Source organism: Microbacterium sp. cx-55 (genome assembly GCF_021117345.1).
GTDB lineage: Bacteria > Actinomycetota > Actinomycetes > Actinomycetales > Microbacteriaceae > Microbacterium.
Genome location: NZ_CP088261.1, coordinates 2,536,278 through 2,560,956 on the forward strand (window position 1 = coordinate 2,536,278; position 24,679 = coordinate 2,560,956).

The window sequence follows — 24,679 nt, forward strand, 5'->3', positions numbered from 1 at the left end:
GTGAGAGCCCGAGGTCCCCGCCCATGACATCGACACCGACCCCATCGCGAGCGTTCAGCACCCCGGTGAAGCACGGCGATGTCGCGGCCATCCAAGCGCTCGCGTCCGAAGGCGTCCCACTCGACGACCTCGTCGACGCGCTCCCCCGTCATCAGTGCACCCCGCTCACCCTCGCCGCAGAGGTGAAGAAGATCGAGAGCGTCACGGCGCTTCTCGACGCCGGTGCCGGTATCGACGCGGCAGACCCGATGGGGCGCACTCCCCTCGAGGCTGCCCTGTTCGCGGGCGGTAACCGCGATCGCCCGCTCACCATCGCCATCGTCGAGGAACTCGTCGCGCGTGGGGCGACTGTGACAGATCGAGCGCTCGATCGTGTGCGGAACACCTACGACGCCTACGGCTCGCCGGCATACCCCGCGTCGCTGATCGAGAAGCTCGAGCAAGCGACCCAGAAAGGATCGGCACAATGACGGGCACACTCGAGCACGTTCGCTCGTTCTTCCCTGACGGAACCATCTCGCAGCCCATCGGGGAAGTCGACCGATGACCGACATCAAACCACCCAAGTGGGAGTCCGCAAAAGATCTCAAGGCGTTCTCCGACAAAACGTCCCCTCGCGTCGTCGAGCTCCTCGACACGTCAGACATCCCCGTTCCCCGACCCGTCCATCAACGGGCAAAGAGTACGGCGAAGTCCTTCTCCTTCACTCGTGAAGTGAAGCTCGGCGAACTCGTCGAGGTCGTGTCGTTCCTGGCAGCCTATGGTCGGTACCACCGCCTCGACGCGCTTGCCCGAACCGTCGCCCGCACGCCACACACCGGGAACTCGACGCTCTACGAGCCCATCCGGAACATCGTCCATACGGCGACCTACTTCGCGAAGCGGCGCCACGACGCTTCGACGATGGAGGCGCTCGATCCCCATCTGTTCGTTCCCGCCGACTTCACACGCCCTGCCGGATACCTCACCGGAGAACACCTGCAGAACTGGCTGGACCTGCCGGCCGAGAAGGCTGAGGAAGCCAGGGCACTCCCCGCTTCGTATCACGCGGGAATGATCGCCGACGACCTTCTGACCCTCGCCTCGATCTCGGTCTGCGGCGGCTCGTCCGTATGGACCCCCGATCGGATCGACGCGCAGGTCGACAGAATCATCGCGGGCGTCTTCGCCGTCCGCGGCTACGCTCCCCCGACATCCTGAGTCCCCGTTCGGTCCCGACAGCAAGAGAGAAGCGATGCTCGACGACAACCTCATGACACGTCAGTCCGATATCGCACGCCTCTTCTTCGGGAAGGCTGACGGCGATTGGGACCGGGCGATCGCTTGGTACTGCACAGTCGGCTCGACCGGCCGCACGCGGAATCTCGTCTATCGCAGCGACGGTTCCGTTGATCAGATCAGGCGTTTGGCTGGTGTTCTCAGTGGCCCGTTCACATCCCTTCGTGAGGCGATGTATCAACCCGGCCGAGGAACATGGCTCTCGGCGCATGTAGAAATCGCGCCGTCTGGCAGCTTCGAATTCGTCTTCAACTACGACGCTCGCGTCTACCTCAATGTGGGGGGCGGGGACTTCTTCACGCCGGTTCCGCCGAGCCATGACGCGCTCACCGACGACGAGTACGCGCTCGACCTCGAGCGCTTCCCTCGGGACGAAAAATTCATCCCCGACTGGTACCTGCGCCAGGTCACGCCTCCGCGGATAGGCAACTCGACCGGGTACTTCGCCAACGCCCTCAACCGGACCGTGACGCCAATGCCCTTCGAGGCCCATCTCTCCGAATCCTCCCCCGCGTGGGCGTCGCTCATCGCCGACATCCACGCCGCCGTACCCCAGCAGATCGCCACCCTCACCGACGAGTTCTCCGCCGAACTCGTCGACCCCGACCTCACCGAAGCAAAAGCACTCTGGATCCTCGACGGTCCCTTACAGACGATCACCAACGGGCCGCTCGACCGCCACGTCTTCAATCGGTCCCTCCCGAACCTCCTCCACCTCTACCAAACCCTCAAATCGCTCCCCATCGAGAAGCAACGAGAACTCGAGATCGACGAGCTCCCCGACTACTCGACGGTTCCCGACACCGCGCCCGGCGCCACCGTCCGCGACCTCTACAGCAGCAACAGCTTCGTCAAGACCGGTAACCCCGACGAGGATGACCAACTCGACCGGCTCCTCCAAGCGGTCAACGAAACCGTGGGAACCATCGCCACTCACGACGCTCTCCAGCGCTTCACCGTGACGCCTCCCCGGCCGTCGACGGAGCGGCCGACCGATGACCGGACACGACTCCACGATGTGGGCGACCAAGGCCGAGCTCAAGGCGTTCTCCGCCGAGGTCTCGCCCCGCATCACCGAGCTGCTGGAAACGTCGGCCCTTCCCCTGCCCGCCGCCGTTCACAAACGAGCCGTCAGAGCAGCGAAGTCGTTCTCATTCACCCGAGAGGTGAAACTCGCTGAACTCGATGAGGTCGTCGCGTTTCTCGCGACGTACGGCCAGTTCGATCGCCTCAACGAAATCGCGCTTGCGGTGGCCCCCACGCCCCACACCGGGAACGCGGCGATCTACGAACCCGTCCGGGAGATCATTCACACCGCCGCCTACTTTGCCGACCGACGTGTTGACGCGACGACGCTGCGAGCTCTGGATCCGTCCGTATTCGTCCCAGCCGACTTCACACGACCACCCGGCTATCTGCGCGGCGGCCAGCTCCGGGGCATGCTCGAAATGCCGGCAGATGAAGCCGTGAAGTACGACGTCCTTCCAGCCTCGTACCACGCCGGACGCATCGCCACTGACCTCCTCGTTCTTGCCTCGATCTCCGTCTGCGGCGGCTCCAGCACCTGGACACCGGAGCGCATCGACGCGCAGGTCAAGAAGAACATCGCCGGCGTTCACGCCGTCCCCGGCTACGCTCCCCCGACATCCTGAGCCCCCGTTCGATCCCGACAGCATGAGAGAAACGATGCTCAACGACAACCTCATGACACGTCAGTCCGAAATCACACGCCTCTCCGGTGGCGCGCGGACGATGGATATCTTCATGATGTCGTCCGCCCCTTCCTCGCGGACCTTTCCACCATCGTGCGGACTCTGGCCCTCGAGTGGGACGCCCTCAACAGCACCATCAGCAGCACGGCGATCGCCAAGGCGACCCGGAAGCTCATCCCTGTCTCCTGGCCGCGGCTGGGCGCGGTCACCTGGCTCCGCGACGGCACGCATTCCATCCCCGATACGGTGGCGGGTGCCTCGATCGATCGCGTGGACGGCGGCACTCTGCTGACGGTGAACGGGCCTCACGGTCCCTCGCTTCGCGTGGATGATGTACTGGCGGTGTACAAGAAGCTGATCGACGGCGGGCACATCCGCCCGCTCGTGACGGGCTGAGTGCAGGTGGACGACGAGGGGAACACAACGTGAGCGCGGATGACGAAGAACGACTGACAGCGGTCGGGCACCGCTACTTCGCGCAACTCGCGCCCGACGCAGAACTCCGCACGATCCCTCTGGACAACGACGCTGGCGTCTGCGTCGTACACGCCGTGCGGGGCGGCGGCAAGATCTACGTCGCGCCGGATGAGAGCGTTCTCTTCGTCGCCTCGACGATGGATTTCGAAACCGGTCTCGCCGCGTTCCTCGCCGGAACCCGCACCCCACCGGAGAAGTTCGTCCTCCGGACGCCCTGAACACCGAACCCCTCGACATCCCGAGAGAAGGACGTACCTGATGCGAGACACCTCGTCGCGACCGTTCCTCGGTCCCGTCTCCGTCGGCGATGTACAGGGAATCCGGGACGTCGCATCGCAGGGGGTCGAGATCAACGGCGCCATGAACATCGGCAAACCTCGACACGACTACTCCCCACTCACTCTCGCGATCGAACGTGGCGACCTCGAGAGTGTGCGGACTCTCATCGACGTCGGCGCCGACCCCAACGCCGTCGACCCCATGGGCCGCACCCCGCTCCGGGCCGCCCTGACGACGGTCAAGCTCGGCACCGGTCCCTCCGTCGAGGCGATCTGTCTCGCCCTGATCGACGGTGGAGCGCACGTGACCCCCGACGTCGTCGAACGCGCCCACGACTCCTTCAACTGGATGGGCGAATCGATGTACTCAGCGGCGTTCCTCGCCAGGCTCACGGAGCTCGGCGCGTCGGGCACCACCTCGGACAACGACGACGGATGACGCGGTGCCCGACACCGTGAAAATCCCCGAAACGATCGACCGCTCCTGCACGACGAAACCGGCCATTCCCTTACCGACTGAGAACTCATCGTGACCGACCCCCTCCCGAACGACCCTCTCAAGACGCTGCTGCCTGGAGAACCTGCACCGCCGGAGGTCATCGAGCGCTACAGGGGGGTCGTGCCCGAGGAGCTGGTCAATGTGTGGGAGACCCACGGGTTTGGCACCACAGTCGGCGGATTCGTGCGGTTCGTGGACCCCAGGTCCCTGACGGACATCGTCGAGGAGACGTTCGAGCGGAGTGCCGGAGCTGTGCCTCTCTTCTCGACCGCGCTCGGCGACATCGGCGTGCTCCGTGACGGCGCCGTCGAGTTGCTGAAGTACCGCCGCGGACGGGTAGACATCCTCACCGTCCGCCCGGCCCGGCTCCTCACGTATCTCGGCAGCCCGATGCGCCGAGAACACGCCGACTATCTCGACTGGAACCCGTACCCGCAGGCGGTCGAGAGACTCGGAATCCCATTGGCGGACGAGTGCTTCGGCTTCACCCCTCTGCTCGTCCTCGGAGGCCCGGAGGACGCCGACCATCTGACGACCGTGTCGTTGAGAGAGCACATCCTCTTCGTCACGCAGGTCGCCGGCCCGCTCTACTGACGGCGACCCCGCCTCGACGGGCCGCTGAGATTCTGGTCGATAGTATTGCGCCCATGCCAACGGGGGGATTCCGATGACGACGCCGACAGCCATCGCGCCGAACGGGAGGTACGGACCGCCGGCACCGCTGGCCGACAAGCCTCGACTCCTCGAGGAGCTTCGCGCCGCCCGGACTCCTCAGGAGTACCTCGCCGCTTCGCTCGAGTTGTTCAAGATCGGTGACTTCACATCGACGTCGATCCTCTTCGACCTGGTCGCCGAGGTGCGCGACCCCGGGTTCACCGCCTCGGCCCTGCGCGTCCTCCAGTCGGCCTGCACTCATGACGATCTTCGCCGCCCCGAAGACCGAGAGGAGCTCGACGGATCCCCGTTCTCGGGATGGCTCGTCGACGTGGCCGTCCCGCCACAGCCCGCGTCGGATGTGGACTCGGCACACATCGCCAAGGCCTACACGGTGTTCCTCGAGCGGCCGGCCCTCCTCGCGACCGTCAACCTGCCGCCGGGGTTCGTCGTCGTGGCGGACAGGAACACCGTGCTCGCCGTGCACGACGACTCCGGTCGAATCGTCTACGACGGCCCGTTCGCCGAATCCACCCTTCCCTGACCACGCCGAGGAGGGGATTCCTAGGCTGTCGACGACGCGACGTTTTCTACGGTCTCCGCGTCAGTGGGTTCGGGCGGGCTCCCGATGCTGATCCCGCGACCGTCTCGTGAGTGTTCGGCGGACGCGAGAGGATGAATCCTATGACGGTGGAAGCGACGAACCGGTGGGGGCTCCTCTTCCAGGCGTTCTGGGGAGCGCGCGAGGAAGACTCCGTCACGGTCGCTCGCCGGCTGATCGACACCCTCGCGGCTCTCGACGGGTTCCGAGACGCGATCGGTGGGCGCTGGGTCGACGCTTCCGGCCACGATGTGGAACGCACGACTCAGGCGGCCGAGGATCTCGTCGCCCGGAGCGTTCCGAGCTCGATCGACGGGAGGACCTTCGCAGAGCAGGGATTCAGTGTCGTACTCGTTCTCGTACCCGCCGGGGAATCGTCATTCGAGTCGCGTTCGACCCTCCGTCTCACGATCGCTGCGGGATCGGCCGTCACACCCCGGCGGAATTTTCACAACACGGTCTTCGTCGACGGCACATCGCTCTTTCCCGAACAGGAGACGTTCCCGCTCTGGCCCGCTGCCTTCGCCGGCCTCGTGGGGGCGTGGCAACCTGAGCACGCCGCGCTGCTGTCGAAGGAACAGCGCCGAGTGAACGACCAGCTCGTGCCCCACGTCGATGAGCCGTGGATCGGCGCGATCACCTACCTGAGCGATCGGGCGGGCTCGTTCCCGGTTCCGTCGGTCCCGGCCCGGGTGGACATCCTCCCGGACGGAGCAATGCTGTCGCTCGAACCCGACTCACCCGACGACGCGGTAGCGGGTTCTTCCGTTCTAGCAGTCCTGGAGGCGGCGTCGTCCGACGACTGGAAGGCGCGGATCCCCCTCGACTCCGGCGAAGCCGACCGATGACCGTGCACCACACACGGCCACGCTCCACCGGCGCCGTCATCCGCCTCTGTCGTCCGCCCTCAACCGTTCAGGCTGCGATGGAGCGGCCGGAGGAGGCTCCTGCGGGGGCCGGCTACACCGTGGGGAACTTCGGGTCGACCAGGCGGCCGAGCGTCTGGATGTAGTCGGCGGCCGACCGTGGGTGGTGCACGGGAACACCGTTCATGAGCGCGCCCACGACGATGGTCTCGAGGAGCTGACGAACACCGGTCTCATCGAGGAACGAATCGAGGATAATCGCGATGTCGCCGGGGCGGGCCGGCGACGACCTCGGCCCCCACAACCGCACGAAGCCGCGCTCGTTCTCGTCTCGGACTCGCGCCTGCACGGCCGAACCGTCGCGGAGGGCGAGGGTGAGACCGCGCGAGCCGTTGCCAGCCTTCTGCGAGAATCGAGCGCCCCAGCCGATGATCGGGATGCGTGCGCTGGCCCGCGCGCGAGCAGTGGAGTCGTACTCGATGACCCCGACCACCTCGTTCCAGGCGATCGGACCCACGAGGCTGAAGGACACGCCCTCACCCGACACCCGCGCGAGCAGACCCTCACCGACGGCCAGTCTGCGCATCCCCCGCCCCACATTCAGGATCGTTGGGAGCGTCACGAACACCATGACCAACCCGAAGACGCCGAGGAGGATGAGGAGCCGAGTGAACGCTCCTCCGAAGATCAGGAGTAGGAGGCAGAGCAGGAGGCTCACGCCGCCGACGATGGCGAGCACGGTCGCCATTCGACGGTTGCGCGCCAGCACGGCGTCGGCTGCGGCACGGTCGTAGACGGCGTCGTAGTGGTTCCCGCCCTCGAATACGCGAGCCCAGTGCTGAAGCTCGGCGGGGACTCCCGGGACGTTCACGACGTGGGTCCCGTCGGAGCAGACGTGCCGGGAGCCACGGGACCTGGACCGGGGGCGACGGGCGGGGCGGCTCGTTCATCGAATCCCTGCGCAATCGCGGCCTTCAGCGCGTCGTAGGAGGCACCCTCGAAGGCGATCGGCTCCGCGAAGGCGACATCCTGGTTGTTCGTCTCCTCAAGGAGCATGTCCTTGGCGAAGCCGACACGGTCGGCATCGGCGGTCCAGAACTCGAGGTCCACGTCGACGAAGCACGGCTGTGTCGGAAGAGGCGTGAAGGTGGAGGGGTCCCCGGTCTTCAACCGCAGGACCATGTCGTCGAAGAGTCGGCGTCCGCTAAACATCCCGCGGCGGTGACGTCGACGGAGTCGCGTTCCCGTGCCCACCATGCTCCACACCCGTCCCCACCGGATTGCCGCGAACACGCATGCCGCCGCCACGAGCACGAGGAGGATCGGGGAGACCAGGAGCCCGATGCGCTGGCCTGCGACAAAGCGGACCGATCCGGTCGCCTCGACGGCCTGATCCTGCAGCTCACCGAAGTTGATGGCCCGGTAGACGAAGGCGACCAACGCGGCAACGGCGATGACGATCATGATGATGGTGCGCGGCCAGGACCGCCCGTTCCGAAACCGATCGGGATGACGGGCGAACTCGGTATTGAATGCGGCCATGACACACGCTTTCCCTCGGCGGTCCGGGACCTGCTCATCCCGACGAATTCTACGGGAGCAGCGGGAGTTCACGCGGCAACGGGATCATGCGCCGGCTCCCGCGATGTGGCGGAAGGGCGTGAGGTCGGCGACACCGCCGTGATGTCGGTGATCTCCGCGCAGGTGAGGTAGCCGCCTCCGCGGGTCCGGCATCCGCGCGGCCGGTCCGGCATCTGCATCCCCCACGAAACCATGTCCCAGTTTTTGCCGCATTGACCTGCTCCAAGCGGCAAAAACTGGGACACGGTCGGCAAAAAGTGGGACATGCTGCTGACGGCGCTCAGGCGAAGGTGAAGACGACCTCGACCTCGACGGGGCTGTCGAGCGGCAGCACGGGAACACCGACGGCCGAGCGGGCGTGACGGCCCGATTCCCCGAAGACCTCGGCCAGAAGCTCGCTCGCGCCGTTGATGACGCCGGGCTGGCCGGTGAACGTGGGCACCGAGGCCACGAAGCCGGTCACTTTGAGAACGCCGGTCAGCCGTTCGACGCCTCCGACGGCGGATGCGGCGGCCGCGATCGCGTTCAGCGCGCTCTGCCGCGCGTAGCCATAGGCATCGGATGCGGCAACGAGCCCGTCGCCCTCGCCGACCTTGCCGGTCGCGGGGAGGGCGCCGGCGATGAACGGCAACTGGCCCGCCGTGTAGACGAGGTCGGCATGGACCTTCGCCGGCACGTAGGCGGCGACGGGCGGCACGACGCCCGGCAGCTCGAACCCGAGGGCGGCGAGGCGCTCGACGACGCCGCTCACGCGCCGGCTCCGTCGAAGCGACGGGATGCTTCTGCCGCGGCCGACAGTCCGGCGTTCGCCGACGAGTCCGCGCCGACGGGACGCTTGAGGTATGCGACAAGCCCGCCCTCGGGCCCGGTCACGATCTGCACGAGCTCCCAGCCCTGCTTGCCCCAGTTGTTGAGGATCGCGGCGGTGTTATGGATCAGAAGGGGCGTGGTGAGGTACTCCCACGTGGTCATCGCGACTCCCGGAATGTGCGCATCGGGGGCGGTGATCCGCCCGTTCGGATGCCAGGCGTACCGGGCGCCATCGGGTCATCCCTCAGCATCCTGGCTTACGATCACCCTATGCCCGATACCAAACGCACGGCCACCGGTGTGCTCGGCGGCCTCGCCGGACTCGTCGGATTGAGCGCGGTAGCCGCAGTTCTCATTACCGCGACGGTGACTCCCGCCATCGCCATCTCGGGCGCGGCGGCCTCGAGTGCCATCACGTTGTTCGACAACATGCCCGGCTACCTCGAGCTCACCGAGGGCATGGAGCCCTCCACGATTCTCTACAAGGACAACGAGGGCAACGACCAGGTTCTCGCCACCTTCTACGAGCAGAACCGTTCGCCGGTCACGTTCGACCAGGTCGCGCCGGTCATGTACGACGCGATCCTCTCCAGCGAAGACCCGCGCTACTACGAGCACGGCGGCGTCGACCTGATCGGCACGAGCCGCGCGCTCCTGTCCAACCTCGAGGGCGGCGGCAGCACCCAGGGCGGATCCTCGATCAGCCAGCAGTACGTGAAGAACATCCTGATCCAGAAGTGCGAATGGGATGCGGCAGACGACGCGGCGAAGCAGGCGTGCTTCACGGCGGCGACCAACTCGAGCGGAACCGAGGGCATCGAGCGCAAGCTCCAGGAGATGCGCTACGCGATCCAGCTGGAGCAGGAGTACTCGAAGAACGACATCCTGCTCGGGTACCTCAACATCGCGAACTTCGGTTCGGTCAACTACGGCGTCGACGCCGCAGCCCGGTACTACTTCAACGTGCCGGCCAGCCAGCTGAGCATCGGCCAGGCGGCGATCCTCGCGGGCGTCGTGCAGAACCCGAACACCTACCGCATCGACCAGCCGAACAATGAAGTCAACGGCGCTGCCGACGGGTACTCGCTCACGAAGAAGCGCCAGGAGTACGTGCTCGGCCGCATGCTCGAAGACGGCAAGATCACGCAGGAGCAGCACGACGCCGCGGTCGCGGAGCCGATCACACCGCAGATCACGAACCCGACCCAGGGATGCGGCGCGAGCGTTGCGCCGTACTTCTGCCAGTACGTCGTCTCCGTGGTGCGCAACGACCCCGCGTTCGGCGAAACGGCCGACGACCGCCAGGCGGCCCTCCGCCGCGGCGGACTCCGCGTGCACACCACGCTGAGCCTCGACCTGCAGAACGTCGCCACGACGGCGATGCGGGACCAGACGCCGACGTCGGTCGACGGCATGGACTTCGGCGCCGCCACGGTCAACGTCGAGACGAACTCCGGTCGCGTTCTCGCGATCGCCCAGAACACCGACTTCAACGAGTCCCCGAACCCCGGCCCCGGCCAGACCTCTCTCGTTTACGCCGGCGATAAGCAGTTCGGCGGCTCCAGTGGCTTCAACGCCGGCTCGACCTTCAAGCTCTTCACCCTGGTCGACTGGCTCGAGCAGGGCCACTCCGTCAACGAGGTACTGAACGGCCGCAACCGTGTCTTCCCCCGCATGACCAACTCGTGCGCGGGCGACTGGGTCAACGTCAGCAATACGAAGATCGGCAACTTCGGTGGCGTCGGCGGCTACACGGGAACACCGATGCAGTTCACCGCCGCCTCGCTGAACTCCGGCTTCCTCGCGATGGCCGAGAAACTCGACCTCTGCGATATCGGCAACGTCGCGACGAAGATGGGCGTAACGCTCGGCGACGGCACACCCGTACCGATGACACGGGCCGGTGAGGTCATCGGATCGGACAACGTCTCGCCTCTCGCCATCGCCGGCGCCTACGCGACGATCGCCAACAACGGCGTGTACTGCCAGCCCCAGGCGATCGACCTCGTCACCGACTCGAACGGCAACGAGCTGCCCAAGCCGCAGCGCACCTGCTCGCAGGTCATCGCCCCCGAGGTGGCGGCGACCGCGGCATACGCCCTCCGCGGTGTGATGAACGGCGGCACGGGCGGCGCTGCCAACACGAACGACGGCACGCAGCTCATCGGCAAGACCGGAACCCACGAGCAGCTGCAGACGTGGATGGTCGAGTCGAGCACCGCGGTGACGACCGCCGCGTGGGTCGGCACCGTGCAGGGCACCGCCAACATCCAGGCGCGCGGACTGCAGAACATCCGCTACTCGCTCGCCCGCACGATCCAGCGCACGGCGAACGACATCTACGGCGGCGGCGCGTTCCCGGCCCCCGCAGCGAACCTGACGAAGACCGTCACGACGCCGATTCCGAACGTCGTCGGCCAGACGATCGCGGCCGCGCAGGCTGCGCTCGAGGATGCCGGCTTCACGGTCTCGGTCGGCCCGGCGGTGGATTCCGATCAGGCCACCGACATCGTGGCCGCGCAGAACCCCAGCGGCTCGACCGCCGGCGGTTCGACGATCACGATCAACCCCAGCAACGGCCAGGGCGGAACGGTGCCGAGTGTCAGCGGTACCGTCCAGAACGCTCAGCAGCAGCTCACGTCGGCCGGATTCGGCAACGTCGCGCTCGGCACGTGCACCGTCGATCCGCAACTGACCGGTAACGACACCCGCGCGACGGCCACCAACCCCGCCGGGGGAACCGCGGCCAACCGCAACACGCAGATCGCTATCGAGTACGCCGCCGCACGGTGCTGACGACGACCGCTCCCCGCACTGCCCTCACTGCCATCACGGCGGTGGGGGCGGTCGGGCTCGGCGCCGCGATCTGGGGCGTCGGAGTGGAGCGCTACCTGTTCACGGTGCGCGAGCACGATCTGTTCGTTCTGCCGGCGGGCTCCCGCCCGCTGCGGGTGCTGCACATCTCGGACGCCCATATGGCCCCGTGGCAGCACCGCAAGCAGCGCTGGATCGCGTCGCTCGCCGCACTCGAGCCGGACCTCATCGTGAACACGGGCGACAACCTGGGTCACGCCGACGGGCTCGCGGGGCTTCGCCGCGCGTTCGACGGGTTCCGCGGCATCCCGGGCGTCTTCGTGCACGGCTCCAACGACGCGTATGCGCCCGCCCCTCGCAATCCGCTGCGGTACTTCACCGGCCCGTCGAAGAACAAGCCGGAAGCAGAGGCACTCGACGTCGACGCGCTCGATCGCTATCTGAGCGACGAACTCGGGTGGGTCGGCATCGACAACACCACGACGAGCCTCGACGTCGACGGCCTTCGTATCGACGCGTTCGGGGTCGATGACGCGCACCGCCACTGGGACGACATCGCCGGGCTCGCGCCGCAACGCGCGGCGCAGCAGCAGGTCGGGGGCGCAGCACTCACGATCGGGGTATCGCACGCGCCGTACCGACGGGTGCTCAACGCCTTCACCGATTTCGGGGCCGACCTGATCTTCGCGGGACACACGCACGGCGGCCAGGTCCGCATCCCGTTGTCGTCCAAGGCGCTCGTCGCGAACTGCGACATCCCGCTCGATCAGGCCCGGGGCTTCAGCACCTGGGCGCACGACGACCGCCGTGTGCCGCTGAACGTCAGCGCCGGAATCGGGCACTCGATCTTCGCCCCCGTGCGGTTCGCCTGCCGCCCCGAAGCGACGCTCCTCATCCTCCGCCCGATCGCCTGATCCGGGCGCACGACGGTCGTCGCGTCCTCTCCTCCACAGGTTGACGATCGGCCCTGATCGTCCACATCTGCCTCGATCCGCCGGCGAGGGATGGGGCTCTCCCCGCACGCTCGGAGCATGAAACGTGTGCTCACCACCCTCCTCGCCACCCTCGCCGTCGCCGCGGCGCTCATCGTCGCCGGCATCGTCTCCACCGCCCCCGCACGCGCCGCCTCTCCGGGCAGCGGCTTCGGCGAGTGGGCCTCGTCCACACGCTACGGCTGGCACGGTTCGATGCTGGTGGGCGGCGTGCACACGTACTGCATCTTCCCCGGTCGTCCACTGCCGACCGGAGCCACCGAGGACCGCGGCATCAGCGGCGACGCGGCCGGGCTCGATCCCCGCCGCCTCACGGCCATCAACATGCTCGTGTCCACCTACGGGCAGACCGACGATCCGGTGCAGGCGGCCAGCGTCGGGTGGGCGGTGAAGGCGATCGCGAACTGGAACGAGACACTGCACACGTTCGGGTACGCCGGCGAGAGCCTCGAGGGGGCCATCGACTGGGTGTTCCGCCACATCGCTCCGGAGCACAATGTCGCCGTGCAGAACCTCGCCGCGGCCTATTACGCCGAGGGGATGGCGATGGCCGCCGGTCCGGCGTCCGCATCCGGATCGCTGCAATTCGCCACCGACGCCGCTGACCCGCGGCACGGAACCGTCACGGTCATCGCCGATGTTCCCGACGCTCGCGGCACCCTGACGCTCGAGAACGCCGTGTTCACCGAGTCCGGCCAGCCCACGCTCGAGCGAGCGGCGGTCGGCGCGACGTACCCGATCACGGCCACGCCGCCGAACGGCGAGACGACGTTCACCGTGCGCGGCAGCGGCACCTTCCGCGCAGGGTTCGCCCCGCTCGTGCACCACTTCACGACAGCCGGCGGGCAAGACACCGCGGGTCCCGTCGGGCCGCTCGACTTTCCGGTCGCCGGTGAAGACTCCACCCCGCGCGTCACAACGTTCGCGCCCGTCATCTCGACGCAGGTCGCCTCGCGGTACGTGCCCGGCGGAACCTACATCGACGACGTCACGTTCGGTGTGGTCCGCGGCACCTGGGGACGCACGGGCGACGGAAACTACGTGCCGGTGCGCGCCACCGCGACGCTCTACCGCACGGAGGACGAGCCCGTACTCGCTCCCGAGGCGCCCGCCGACGCCGAGCCGGTCGCGACGCTCGAGCTGACGACCGACCCGGTCATCGGACCGACCGCGCCCTACCGCGTCGAGACCGCCGAGCCATTACCCGGCCCGGGCTTCTACACCGCGGTCTGGGAGATCGCGGCAGAGGGTCAGCATCCGGATGCGGTCGCCGCCCTCGAGGCGGACTACGCCTGGCGCGAGCAGTTCGGTGAGCAGAGCCAGATCACCATGGTGACCGCGGTCTCCTCGAAGGCCGATCCGATCGTCTCGGTCGGCGACATCATGGGCGACGAGGTGATCGTCGAGGGGGTCGTGCCCCGAGACGGCCTTGACCTGTCGGCCACCGTTTATCGCGTGCCGGACGGGGTCGACCCCGTCGACGCCTGCACTCCCGAGAACCTGCTCTGGGCGAACCCCGACGACCCCGTGCACGTGGCATCCGCCGGGAGCGTCCGCATCCCGGGGCCCGTCGTCCCCGACTTCGGCACCTACGTCTGGCGGGAACGAGCGACCGACGCGCAAGGACGGCTCGTGCACGAGGGCGCGTGCGGTGTGGAGAGCGAGACCACCCGGGCTCCGCTTCCAACCGTCACCACGCAGGCCACCGCGACCGTCGGGTGGGGCGGAGAGGCGACGGATGCCGCGACCGTGTCGGGCCCGGTGCCCCGCACGGGCGTGACGACGCTCACCTTCGAGGTGTTCCACGCGGCCGAGGGCGCGGCCCCCGCGGATGCCTGCACACCGGAACGACGCGTCGCCGACACCAGCGCGACGCCGGTCGCCGTGACGACGGAGGGCACCTTCTCGTCGCCGGTCGTGCGGCTGCAGAACGTCGGTACCCACTACTGGATCGAAACCCTCTGGCACACCCCCGAGGGCGGCGAGGCCCGGCAGATCGCACGAGGCGCCTGCGGCCTCGAGAACGAGACGACCGTCGTCGAGCAGCCCGCGCTCACCACGCGAGCGGTCGAGCGCGCAGCGACCGGCGAGCCGTTCTCCGATACCGCGACGGTCACGGGTCTCGGCGACGGAGTCGATGCCGAGCTGGTCTTCTCGATCTTCCACACCGCCGCCGGAGACGAGCCCGTCTGCACGCCCGAGACCCTCGAAGCCGTCACCGACGCCGTGCCCGTCACGGGCAGCGGCGAGTACACCTCGCCGACTCTCACCTCGTCGGAGGCGGGAGCGAAGCACTGGGTCGCCGAGCTGAGGACGCGACCCACCGACGGCAGCACCCCCGTCACACTCGCCGCCGGCGTGTGCGGCGAGGAGTTCGAAACGACCTACGTCGACGTGCTCGCCGCGACCGGAGCGGACGGAGGCAGCAGCTCGCCGATCCGCACGATCGGGGGCATCGGAGCCGTCGTCCTGGCCGCGGGCTGCGCCCTCGCGGCTCTCGCACGGCGACGGACGGTGACCGCGCGACGGTGACCGGGCCGATTCGGCCCTGCGGCTCCGCTGGGGTAGACTCGAACGGTTGCCACGGGGTGTGGCGCAGCTTGGTAGCGCGCTTCGTTCGGGACGAAGAGGCCGCAGGTTCAAATCCTGTCACCCCGACGCGAGGAGGCTCCGCCGCAAGGCGGAGCCTTTCGTATCATCTGGTCCTGTCCGGCATCGCCGACCCTCCTGGAGCCTCCCATGCCCGCGACCCCGAGGCTCATCGCCTTCGATCTCGACGACACGCTCGCTCCCTCCAAGAGCGCCGTAGACCCGCGGATCGCCCGCATCCTCCTCGACCTCGCCGAGCGCGTCGAGGTCGCGATCATCTCCGGCGGCCAGCTCTCCCAGTTTCGCGCCCAGGTCGTCGAACAACTCCCCGAGACCACCCCCGAGGTCCTCTCTCACCTGCACCTCCTGCCCACCTGCGGCACCCAGTACTACCGCATCGACGCCGACGGCATCCAGACCATCTACGCCCACGCCCTCACCGACGACGAGAAGACCCGCGCCCTCACCGCCGTCGAAGAAGAAGCCCGCCGTCTCGGGCTCTGGGCCGATGAAACCTGGGGCGACATCCTCGAAGACCGCGGATCGCAGATCACCTTCTCCGCCCTCGGACAAACCGCACCCCTCGACGCGAAAACCGCCTGGGACCCCACCGGCGAGAAGAAGAACACCCTCCGCGAAGCCGTCGCCGCCCGCATCCCCGACCTCGAAGTCCGCTCCGGCGGATCCACCTCCGTCGACATCACCCACCGCGGCATCGACAAGGCCTACGGCATGCGCCAACTCGCCGAACAAACCGGCATCCCCCTCGACGACATGCTCTTCGTCGGCGACCGCCTCGACCCCGACGGCAACGACTACCCCGTCCTCGCCATGGGCGTCACCTGCCACGCCGTCGACGGATGGCACGACACCGCCAAATACCTCGAACAACTCCTCCCCACACTCCCCCACCGCTAACCCCCGGCGTGCCGCGGACCCCAGGCCCTCGTGCCTCCACCGCAGGCCTTCGTCCCTCCACCGCAGGCTTCGCCGCTGACCCGGGGGCCTTCGCCGCTGACCCGGGCTCACCCTTTTCGCTCACGTGTCGCATTCGGTCGGTCCCGACCACGGATTGCGTCACGTGAACATCCTGGGGATGGGTTCACATGGCGCAATCAGTCGGCGAAGAGCGCCAATTGCGACACGTGAGCCGCGGTTCGACGCACGGGCGCGGGCGGGCGCAGGCGCGACAAGCGGGGGCGGGGCGGGCGCGCACAGGCGGGGCGGGGCGGGGCGGGGCGGGGGCGCAGGCGCAGGCGCGACGAGCGGGGGCGGAAGCACAGGCGCCACGCGCGGACACGCACGCGCGGCGCGCGCGGGGCGAACGGGGCGATCAGCCCAGGCGGCCGCCGGACTCCGTCAGGTAGCACTGAGCGCACATCGACTCGTACGTGACCCGCTCCGCGGTCAACTCGTCGATCGCGACCTGGTCGCCGTCGAACACGAAGCGCCCGCCGACGAGCCGAGCGTTGAAGATCGCCTTGCGTCCGCAGCGGCAGATCGTCTTCAGCTCCTCCAGGCTGTGCGCGAGTTCCATGAGCCGCCGAGAGCCGGGAAAGGCCTGCGTCAGGAAGTCGGTGCGGATGCCGTAGGCGAGCACCGGGACGCCATCCATCACCGCGATGCGCAGCAGGTCATCGGCCTGTTCGCGCGTGAGGAACTGTGCCTCGTCGATCAGCAGGCACGAGACGTCCGTCGAGAGGCCATCATCGGATGCCGACCCGCGCACCCGGGTGCGATGTTCGCCGAACAGGGCTCTGAGGTCCGCATCCGGGCCGATCAGGAAGTCGACCTCGCGCGTCACCCCGAGGCGGCTCGAGATGTGGTCGGCTTCTTTCGTATCGATCTCCGGCTTCGCCAGCAGCACGCGCTGCCCGCGCTCCTCGTAGTTGTACGCCGCCTGCAGAAGAGCGGTCGACTTGCCGGAGTTCATCGCTCCGTACCGGAAATACAGCTTCGCCACCTGTGGATTCTACGGGGGCGCCTGTTCCCGTAGACGCCGATCCCCGCGATAGTGGGAGGGAAGCCCGCATCCCGCCCCCTCAAGGAGAAGACCTCGTGTCGAAGTACATGCTCATCATGCGCAACAGCGGTTCGATCGAGAACCCCGAAGACGTCGACTTCGAAGCGGTCATCAACGCGATGGGCGCCTACAACGAAGCGATGATCACGGCCGGAATCCTGGTCGGCGGAGACGGATTGACGGATGCGGCGCAGGGCTCCGTCGTCGAATTCACCGACGGTGCGCCCCGCGTCACCGACGGCCCGTACGGCGACGCCCCGGCACTCTTCAACGGGTTCTGGACCATCGAGGTCGCCTCCCGTGAAGACGCCGTCGCATGGGCCGTGCGCGCGCCGCTCGGAGCCGGCAACAAGATCGAGATCCGCCGCCTCACCGACGAAACGGACTTCGCGGACTACTCCGACAACGAGTTCGTGCAGAAGGAGAAGGAGTGGCGCGGAGAGCAGACCGACCACACCTCCCCCGAATAGGCGCGACCCGCCCCGACCGGGCGGCCGTCAGGGGTTGATCTGGAGCGCCTCTGCGGTCCGAGCCGTGGATGCGGCGGCCGCGGCGGGATCGGGATTCAGCGTCGCACCGTAGCTCGGGATCAGGTCGGCGAGGGCCGGCTCCCACGCCGCGATGCGGTCGGGGAAGCAGTCCTTGAGCAGACCGAGCATGATCGAGACAGCCGTCGACGCACCCGGCGATGCGCCGAGAAGGCCTGCGATCGAGCCGTCGGCGCTGGAGACGACCTCGGTGCCGAACTGCAGCTTGCCACCCTTCATCACCTGCGCGCGCTGTCCGGCGTCGAGCAACTCCCAGTCCTCCGCCGTGGCGGTCGGCATGAACTGGCGAAGGCTGTCGACCTTCTTCGCGTGCGTCTTGATGAGCTCGCTGACAAGGTATTTGACGAGATCGAGGTTCGTCGCACCGACCTTCAGCATGCTGCCGAGGTTCGAGGGCCGCACCTGCGTGATGATGTCCCACCACTTGCCGGTCTTCAAGAACTTCGGGCTGAACGTCGCGAACGGACCGAACAGCAGCGAGGTCTCACCGTCGACGACACGGGTGTCGAGGTGCGGCACCGACATCGGCGGGGCACCGACCGATGCCTGCGAGTACACCTTCGCCTTGTGCTGAGCGACGATCTTCGGGTCGCTGGTCTTCAGCCACTGCCCCCCGATGGGGAAGACGCCGTATCCCTTGATCTCCGGGATTCCCGACTTCTGCAGGAGCTTGATCGCCCAGCCGCCGGCGCCGATGAAGACGAAGCGCGCGTTGATCTGACCGGGGGTGCCACCGACGACGTTGCGGAAGTCGACCCGCCAGGTGCCGTCCTTCATCTGCTTCAGGTTCTTCACCTCGCGGTTGGTCACGACATCCGCGCCGTTCTCGCGCAGCGTGTCGATGAGCTGGTGCGTCAGCGCACCGAAGTCGACGTCCGTGCCGCTCGGCACGCGCGTCGCCGCGAACGGCTCGCCCTTCCGTCGCTTCTGCATGAGCAGCGGCGCCCACTGGTTGATCACCCGCGAGTCTTCGCTGTACTCGATTCCCGCGAACAGCGGCTGCACACGGAGCGCCTCGTAGCGACGCTTCAGGTACGCGACATCCTTCTCGCCCTGCACGAACGTCATGTGGGGAGTGGCGTTGATGAAGGTCTTCGGGCCATCCAGCACGCCGCGCTCGATGAGGCTCGTCCAGAACTGCCGGCTCTGCTGGAACTGCTCGTTGATCGTGACGGCCTTCGCCGCATCCACCGACCCGTCGGGCCCCGCGGGCATGTAGTTCAGCTCGCACAGCGCCGCGTGGCCGGTGCCCGCGTTGTTCCACGCGTTCGAGCTCTCTTCGGCCACACCGCCGAGTCGCTCGTAGACGGCGATCTTCCAGTCGGGCTGGAGCTGCTGGAGAAATGTCCCGAGGGTGGCGCTCATGATGCCACCACCGATCAGGAGGACGTCGACGGTTCCTGTCACCCGTCAAGTGTAGTTCGCGCGCCGGTGACCTCGGCACGCCGAACGACCCCCTCCCCGGCAAGGAAGGCGGTTCTTACTGAGCGCGAAACCCGGCGGCTCTGCCCGCGGGTCAGACCTCGGCGCCGATGCGAGCGGCGACCAGTTCCGCGATCTGCACGGCGTTCAACGCGGCACCCTTACGCAGGTTGTCGTTGCTGATGAAGAGGGCGAGCCCACGCCCCTCGGGTGCGGACTGATCGGCACGGATGCGGCCCACGAAGCTCGGGTCCTTGCCCGCGGCCTGCAGCGGCGTCGGTACTTCTTCGAGCGCGACGCCGGGTGCGTGAGCGAGGATCTCGCGGGCACGCTCCGGCGAAAGCGGGGCAGCGAACTCGGCGTTGATGCTCAGCGAGTGACCCGTGAACACCGGCACCCGCACGCAGGTGCCCGCCACGCGGAGATCGGGGAGCTCGAGGATCTTGCGGCTCTCGTTGCGAAGCTTCTTCTCCTCGTCGGTCTCGTTGTCACCGTCGTCGACGAGGTTGCCGGCGAACGGGATGACGTCGAAGGCGATCGGCGCGATGTACTTCTCCGGCTGCGGGAAGTCGATTGCCGAACCGTCGCGCACGAGACGCAGCGTGTCGCCCTGGGCGAGCACACCCTCGACCTGGCCGAGAAGCTCCTGCGCCCCCGCCAGACCGGAGCCCGAAACGGCCTGGTACGTGCTGACGATGAGACGCTCGAGCCCCGCTTCGGCGTGCAGCGCCTTGAGGACGGGCATCGCCGCCATGGTCGTGCAGTTCGGGTTCGCGATGATGCCCTTGTGCGCGTCGGCGATCGCGTGCGGGTTGACTTCGCTGACGACGAGCGGCACGTCCGGATCCATCCGCCATGCACTCGAGTTGTCGATCACGACCGCACCGGCCGCGGCGAAGCGGGGGGCGTGCGCGCGGGAACCCGTCGCTCCCGCCGAGAAGAGCGCGATGTCGATGCCGGCCGGGTCGGCCGTCGCGACGTCTTCGGCGATGACCGTGACGCCCGCGAACTCGAGCGCGGTACCTGCGGAACGCGCGGTCGAGAACAGCCGCAGTTCGCGGATCGGGAATGCCCGCTCGGTGAGAATCTCGAGCATGACCGTGCCGACCTGGCCAGTGGCGCCCACGACGGCGACGGAGAGTCCGGAATCAGAGATGCGGGTCATGAGTGTCCTCGATGCTGTAGTGCGCAGGGTTGCCAAATTCTAACGTGTCCCGCGGCGCGGGTGCCGGCCCACCCCCTTATGCCCGAGCCACCCCTCTAAGACCCGCACAGAAGCGGGTGGGTCGGGAAGAAGGGGGTGGGTCGGCGAAGAGGGCGTGGACGGTCAGCGACCGGTGCCGGCGTGGACGACGGCGTCGGAATCGCCGTCGAGACCGTAGGCCGTGTGCACGATCCGGGCGGCTTCGGCGATGTCGTCGGCACGAAGCACGACCGAGATGCGGATCTCGGAGGTCGAGATCATCTCGATGTTGATGCCGGCCGTGCTGAGCGCCTCGAACAGCGTCGCCGACACTCCGGAGTGCGTGCGCATGCCCGCGCCCACGACCGACAGCTTGCCGATCTGGTCGTCGTGCACGAGAGCCGCGAAGCCCACCTCGGCCTGCTCGGCGGCGAGGGCCTTCAGCGCCGTCCCGGAATCGGAGGTCGGCAGGGTGAACGAGATGTCGGTACGGCCGGTCGTGGCCGCCGAGACGTTCTGCACGATCATGTCGACGTTCGCGCCGGACTTCGCCACGATCTTGAAGATCTCCGCGGCTTTCCCGGGAACGTCCGGCACACCGGTGACGGTGATCTTCGCCTGGCTGAGGTCGGTCGCGACTCCCGCGACGATCGGCTCTTCCACTGGGTCTCCCTCGGGGTTCTGCGCGGCAAGCTTTACCTGGTCGAGCACGTAGGTGCCCTCGCTCGAACTGAACGTCGAGCGCGCGTGGATCGTGACACCGTGACGCCGCGCGTACTCGACCGCGCGGATGTAGAGCACCTTCGCGCCGTTCGCGGCGAGCTCGAGCATCTCCTCGGTCGAGACGACGCTGAGTTTGCGGGCCTTGGGCACGACGCGCGGGTCGGCGGTGAAGATGCCGTCGACGTCGCTGTAGATCTCGCAGACGTCGGCGTTCAGCGCGGCGGCGAGGGCGACGGCGGTCGTGTCGGATCCGCCGCGGCCGAGAGTCGTAATGTCGCGAGTGTCGCGATTGAATCCCTGGAACCCGGCGACGATCACGATCGCGCCTTCGTCGAGCGCTTCGCGCAGTCGCACGGGGGTGACGTCGACGATCCGCGCGGCGCCGTGCGTGGCATCCGTGATCATTCCGGCCTGGCTACCGGTGAACGAGCGCGCCTCGAAACCCATGGAGTGGATGGCCATCGCGAGCAGCGCCATCGAGATGCGCTCCCCCGACGACAGCAGCATGTCGAGCTCTCGGGGCGCGGGGATCGGCGCCACCTGGTTCGCGAGGTCGAGCAGCTCGTCGGTCGTGTCGCCCATGGCGCTCACCGCGACAACGACGTCGTGCCCGGCACGCCGGGTGTCGACGATGCGCTTCGCGACTCGCTTGATGCTTTCCGCGTCGGCGACCGACGACCCGCCGTACTTCTGCACGATCAACGCCACGTGGAACTCCCGGGATCACGACGCTCGGATGCTGCGCCCAACGCCCCATCTTAGGCAAGCTCTCATTCCGAGCCGGCCATGTGTCAGACGGTGCGGCGGCCTTCGAACGCCCGGCCGAGCGTCACTTCGTCGGCGTACTCGAGGTCGCCGCCGACCGGCAACCCGGACGCGAGCCGCGTGACATGGATCTCGAGCGTGGTGAGGAGGCGGCTGAGGTAGGTCGCGGTCGCCTCTCCCTCGAGGTTCGGGTTCGTCGCGAGGATGACCTCTTGCACCGTGCCGTCGGCGAGGCGCTGCATGAGCTGGGCGATGCGGAGATCGTCAGGACCGACGCCGGCGATCGGGCTGATCGACCCGCCGAGCACGTGGTAGAGCCCCTTGAACTCGCGCGTGCGCTCGATCGCCGCGACGTCCTTCGCGTCTTCGACGACGCAGATCAGGGTCTCGTTGCGCCGCGGGTCGCGGCAGATGGAACAGCGGTCCTGCTCCGAGACGTTTCCGCACACTTCGCAGAAGCGCACCTTGTCGCGCACCTCGCCGAGCAGCTTCGACAGGTGCAGCACGTCGAAGTTCGGGGTCTGCAGGATGTGGAACGCGATGCGCTGCGCGGACTTCGGCCCGATGCCGGGCAGGCGCCCGAACTCGTCGATCAGATCCTGGACGATGCCGTCGTACATCAGGCGAACCTCGTCGGGCGTTCGTAGGTCTCTTCACGCACGAACCGCGCGCCCAGTACCTGCCGGACGACCGCTTCGCCGTAGCGCTGCACGCCGGTCGGTGCGGCGGCGCGCACCGGCGGCGCAATCACGGGCGGCACCGGTGCATCGATCGGGAAGGTCTCTTCGTCGGCCGGGTCATCGGGTTCGTCGGGTTCGATTGAGGGGGCGACCTCGGCCGGGGGCAGCACGACGCCGTCGCGGGCGGGCGTTACCGCGGCGCCCGCAGCGACGGATGCGGCATCTTCGGGCTCGTCGTCGACCGGGAACTGCGCCGGCGCCTCACGGATGACCTCGGGGCGGGGAGCGGCGATCGTCGTCCGCGGAGAGGACGCCGCGGCCCGCGATGCGGACCCGGCCGGCGCGGAAGGCTCGACGGGGGCATCCGTCGGGATGGAGGCGACTGCCCACTCGGTGACGGGGGCGGACGAGCGTGGCGCGGCCGCGGGCGATGTGCGCGGGGCGCTCGCCTGCGGCGCCGCATCCGCCGCACGGTTCGGCTCGCGCCCTCCGGTCGGCGGCACGTCGGGGGCCGCCGGGGGCGCACCCGGCCCGTCGCCGCCGGGCTCGTCGGAGTCGTGACGGGCGATGTACTTCACGCGGATACCGAGCACACCCTGGATGGCCTGACGAAGGTCTTCGCTCGGGCCGGACCCCGCGGTGCGCTTCTTGAACGCCGCCACGTCGCCCTGGCTCTGGAAAGTCAGCGTAAGGATGTCGCCGTCGAGAGCGGCCACCCGAGCCACCGTCGCGATGAGCCACGACGAACGGCTGATCGTCTCGAGGCGCGCGAGCACCTCGGGCCACGCGTCGCGCATCCGCTGCGTCGTGATCGGACCCGCGGGGATGTCGGCGGATGCGGGGGCCTCCGCCGGCGTCGCGGGCGCCTCGGCGGCGGCCGCGGGAGCGGTGGAATTCTCGGGCACGCGCTCCGCGGGAGCAGCCGCTGCGGGAGACGGAGGCGGAGCCGACGCGGCCGGAGGGGCAACCGAAGCCGGCGCAACCGCCGCCGGGGCAGCCGCAACAGGAGCGGCCGGAGCCGGAACCGCACGGGTCGGCACGGCGGGAGCCGCCACTGCCAGGGGTTCGGCGGCCGGCGCCGTGTGCGCGAGCACACGCGCGACCATGAGTTCGAGCTGCAATCGCGGCGACGTCGCCCCGGTCATCTCGTCGAGGGCAGCGATGACGATGTCGGCGGTGCGAGACAGCCGGATGGTACCGACCATCGTCGCCTGACGCGCCATGCGCTCGAGATCGTCGGCGGGGATGCCGCGCAGCACGGCCGACGCGCCCTGGCCGGTCGCGGCGATCACGATCAGATCGCGCAACCGTTCCAGGAGGTCTTCGACGAACCGACGCGGATCCTGCCCGGTCTGAACGACCCGGTCGACGGCGGCGAAGGCGGCTCCGGCGTCTTTCGCGCCGAACGCCTCGACGACCTCATCCAGGAGCTCGGCGTGGGTGTAGCCGAGGAGGGCGACCGCGCGTTCGTAGCTGACGGCAGAATTCTCCGACCCGGCGATCAGCTGGTCGAGCAGAGACAGGGTGTCGCGCGGCGACCCGCCGCCGGCACGCACGACGAGCGGGAGGACACCGGGCTCGACCGTGACGCCCTCGGTCTCGCACATCGTCTGGACGTACTCCAGCATCGCCGCGGGCGGCACGAGCCGGAACGGGTAATGGTGGGTGCGCGAGCGGATCGTGCCGATGACCTTCTCGGGCTCGGTCGTGGCGAAGATGAACTTCACGTGCGCGGGCGGCTCTTCGACGAGCTTGAGCAGGGCGTTGAACCCCTGCGGCGTCACCATGTGCGCCTCGTCGAGGATGAAGATCTTGAACCGGTCGCGGGCGGGAGCGAAGATCGCGCGTTCGCGCAGGTCGCGGGCGTCGTCGACACCGTTGTGGCTGGCGGCATCGATCTCGACCACGTCGAGCGAGCCCCCGCCGCCGCGACCGAGCTCGACGCAGCTGTCGCAGGTGCCGCACGGGGTGTCGGTCGGTCCGGCCGCGCAGTTGAGGCAGCGGGCGAGGATGCGGGCCGAGGTCGTCTTGCCGCATCCGCGCGGACCGGAGAACAGGTACGCGTGGCCGATGCGGTCACCGCGAAGGGCCGTCATGAGCGGATCGGTGACCTGCGTCTGACCGATCATCTCGCCGAAGGACTCGGGCCGGTAGCGGCGATAAAGGGCGGTGGTCACCCCCACA

At 68.2% G+C, this 24,679-nt stretch carries 25 protein-coding genes and 1 tRNA gene; 16 read left to right on the top strand and 10 right to left on the bottom strand.

The features are described from left to right. Positions 1-23: 23 nt before the first annotated feature. The 10 genes from LQ938_RS11990 to LQ938_RS12035 all read left to right on the top strand — a co-directional run bounded on the left by LQ938_RS11990 (position 24) and on the right by LQ938_RS12035 (position 6,347). Complete coding sequence (locus tag LQ938_RS11990) at positions 24-470, top strand: ankyrin repeat domain-containing protein (protein ID WP_223722837.1); 447 nt, start codon at positions 24-26, stop codon at positions 468-470. Between the two features lie 73 nt (positions 471-543). Beyond that, positions 544-1,200: a hypothetical protein gene (locus LQ938_RS11995; protein WP_223722836.1), complete on the top strand. Its 657-nt coding sequence runs from the start codon at positions 544-546 to the stop codon at positions 1,198-1,200. Positions 1,201-1,234: 34 nt separating this feature from the next. Next, on the top strand, positions 1,235-2,458 hold the full coding sequence (locus tag LQ938_RS12000; RefSeq protein ID WP_223722835.1) for a hypothetical protein: 1,224 nt from the start codon (positions 1,235-1,237) through the stop codon (positions 2,456-2,458). Then, on the top strand, positions 2,445-2,930 hold the full coding sequence (locus tag LQ938_RS12005) for a hypothetical protein (RefSeq protein WP_223722834.1): 486 nt from the start codon (positions 2,445-2,447) through the stop codon (positions 2,928-2,930). Before LQ938_RS12000 ends, LQ938_RS12005 begins: the two co-directional genes overlap by 14 nt. A gap of 153 nt (positions 2,931-3,083) precedes the next feature. After that, a complete protein-coding gene (locus LQ938_RS12010; RefSeq protein WP_223722833.1) occupies positions 3,084-3,386 on the top strand; it encodes a hypothetical protein in 303 nt (100 codons plus the stop codon). Positions 3,387-3,415: 29 nt separating this feature from the next. Continuing rightward, positions 3,416-3,685 carry a hypothetical protein gene (locus LQ938_RS12015; RefSeq protein WP_223722832.1) on the top strand — a complete coding sequence of 90 codons (270 nt, stop codon included), beginning with the start codon at positions 3,416-3,418 and terminating at the stop codon, positions 3,683-3,685. A gap of 40 nt (positions 3,686-3,725) precedes the next feature. Further along, positions 3,726-4,184 carry an ankyrin repeat domain-containing protein gene (locus LQ938_RS12020; protein WP_223722831.1) on the top strand — a complete coding sequence of 153 codons (459 nt, stop codon included), beginning with the start codon at positions 3,726-3,728 and terminating at the stop codon, positions 4,182-4,184. Between the two features lie 90 nt (positions 4,185-4,274). Then, on the top strand, positions 4,275-4,838 hold the full coding sequence (locus LQ938_RS12025) for a T6SS immunity protein Tdi1 domain-containing protein (RefSeq protein ID WP_223722830.1): 564 nt from the start codon (positions 4,275-4,277) through the stop codon (positions 4,836-4,838). Positions 4,839-4,911: 73 nt separating this feature from the next. Then, on the top strand, positions 4,912-5,442 hold the full coding sequence (gene imm47 / locus LQ938_RS12030) for an Imm47 family immunity protein (protein WP_223722829.1): 531 nt from the start codon (positions 4,912-4,914) through the stop codon (positions 5,440-5,442). A 140-nt stretch (positions 5,443-5,582) separates the two neighbouring features. Then, complete coding sequence (locus tag LQ938_RS12035) at positions 5,583-6,347, top strand: immunity 52 family protein (protein WP_223722828.1); 765 nt, start codon at positions 5,583-5,585, stop codon at positions 6,345-6,347. Between the two features lie 112 nt (positions 6,348-6,459). On the opposite strand, the gene LQ938_RS12040 is transcribed toward LQ938_RS12035, so the two are convergent. The 4 genes from LQ938_RS12040 to LQ938_RS12055 form a co-directional block, all read right to left on the bottom strand. Then, positions 6,460-7,236, bottom strand: coding sequence for a hypothetical protein (locus LQ938_RS12040; RefSeq protein WP_223722827.1), 777 nt, complete (start codon positions 7,234-7,236; stop codon positions 6,460-6,462). Further along, positions 7,233-7,907, bottom strand: coding sequence for a hypothetical protein (locus LQ938_RS12045; protein ID WP_223722826.1), 675 nt, complete (start codon positions 7,905-7,907; stop codon positions 7,233-7,235). Before LQ938_RS12045 ends, LQ938_RS12040 begins: the two co-directional genes overlap by 4 nt. A 319-nt stretch (positions 7,908-8,226) precedes the next feature. Beyond that, positions 8,227-8,697: a RidA family protein gene (locus tag LQ938_RS12050; protein WP_223722825.1), complete on the bottom strand. Its 471-nt coding sequence runs from the start codon at positions 8,695-8,697 to the stop codon at positions 8,227-8,229. Further along, positions 8,694-8,918 carry a DUF4177 domain-containing protein gene (locus tag LQ938_RS12055; protein WP_223722824.1) on the bottom strand — a complete coding sequence of 75 codons (225 nt, stop codon included), beginning with the start codon at positions 8,916-8,918 and terminating at the stop codon, positions 8,694-8,696. Before LQ938_RS12055 ends, LQ938_RS12050 begins: the two co-directional genes overlap by 4 nt. A 108-nt stretch (positions 8,919-9,026) precedes the next feature. Here LQ938_RS12055 and LQ938_RS12060 point away from each other — a divergent pair, with 108 nt between their 5' ends. The 5 genes from LQ938_RS12060 (at position 9,027) to LQ938_RS12080 (ending at position 16,069) form a co-directional block, all read left to right on the top strand. Further along, positions 9,027-11,552: a transglycosylase domain-containing protein gene (locus LQ938_RS12060; RefSeq protein ID WP_223722823.1), complete on the top strand. Its 2,526-nt coding sequence runs from the start codon at positions 9,027-9,029 to the stop codon at positions 11,550-11,552. Beyond that, a complete protein-coding gene (locus tag LQ938_RS12065; protein WP_223723030.1) occupies positions 11,549-12,484 on the top strand; it encodes a metallophosphoesterase in 936 nt (311 codons plus the stop codon). The genes LQ938_RS12060 and LQ938_RS12065 overlap by 4 nt, the downstream gene beginning before the upstream one ends. Before the next feature lie 117 nt (positions 12,485-12,601). Beyond that, positions 12,602-15,094 (top strand): hypothetical protein, encoded by a 2,493-nt coding sequence (locus LQ938_RS12070; protein WP_223722822.1) that lies wholly within the window; start codon positions 12,602-12,604, stop codon positions 15,092-15,094. Positions 15,095-15,146: 52 nt separating this feature from the next. Beyond that, positions 15,147-15,220 (top strand) — tRNA-Pro (locus LQ938_RS12075). An 81-nt stretch (positions 15,221-15,301) separates the two neighbouring features. Next, positions 15,302-16,069 (top strand): HAD-IIB family hydrolase, encoded by a 768-nt coding sequence (locus tag LQ938_RS12080; protein ID WP_223722821.1) that lies wholly within the window; start codon positions 15,302-15,304, stop codon positions 16,067-16,069. A 415-nt stretch (positions 16,070-16,484) separates the two neighbouring features. Here the strand turns inward: LQ938_RS12080 and LQ938_RS12085 are convergent, their stop codons facing one another. Beyond that, positions 16,485-17,114: a thymidine kinase gene (locus tag LQ938_RS12085; RefSeq protein WP_223722820.1), complete on the bottom strand. Its 630-nt coding sequence runs from the start codon at positions 17,112-17,114 to the stop codon at positions 16,485-16,487. A gap of 95 nt (positions 17,115-17,209) precedes the next feature. Between LQ938_RS12085 and LQ938_RS12090 the strand changes: the two genes are divergently transcribed. Next, positions 17,210-17,644: a YciI family protein gene (locus LQ938_RS12090; RefSeq protein WP_223722819.1), complete on the top strand. Its 435-nt coding sequence runs from the start codon at positions 17,210-17,212 to the stop codon at positions 17,642-17,644. Between the two features lie 27 nt (positions 17,645-17,671). On the opposite strand, the gene mqo is transcribed toward LQ938_RS12090, so the two are convergent. From mqo to LQ938_RS12115, 5 genes are all read right to left on the bottom strand, one after another. After that, positions 17,672-19,129 (bottom strand): malate dehydrogenase (quinone), encoded by a 1,458-nt coding sequence (mqo, locus tag LQ938_RS12095; RefSeq protein ID WP_223722818.1) that lies wholly within the window; start codon positions 19,127-19,129, stop codon positions 17,672-17,674. 109 nt (positions 19,130-19,238) lie between these two features. After that, the gene (locus LQ938_RS12100) at positions 19,239-20,309 is read right to left on the bottom strand and encodes an aspartate-semialdehyde dehydrogenase (RefSeq protein WP_223722817.1); all 1,071 of its coding nucleotides are present in this window, start codon (positions 20,307-20,309) and stop codon (positions 19,239-19,241) included. A gap of 162 nt (positions 20,310-20,471) precedes the next feature. Then, positions 20,472-21,758, bottom strand: a complete 1,287-nt coding sequence (locus LQ938_RS12105) for an aspartate kinase (protein ID WP_223722816.1) — start codon at positions 21,756-21,758, stop codon at positions 20,472-20,474. Positions 21,759-21,841: 83 nt separating this feature from the next. Then, entirely contained in the window at positions 21,842-22,435 is a 594-nt protein-coding gene (recR, locus tag LQ938_RS12110; protein WP_223722815.1) for a recombination mediator RecR, read from the bottom strand. Further along, entirely contained in the window at positions 22,435-24,672 is a 2,238-nt protein-coding gene (locus LQ938_RS12115) for a DNA polymerase III subunit gamma and tau (RefSeq protein WP_223722814.1), read from the bottom strand. Before LQ938_RS12115 ends, recR begins: the two co-directional genes overlap by 1 nt. Positions 24,673-24,679 lie beyond the last annotated feature (7 nt).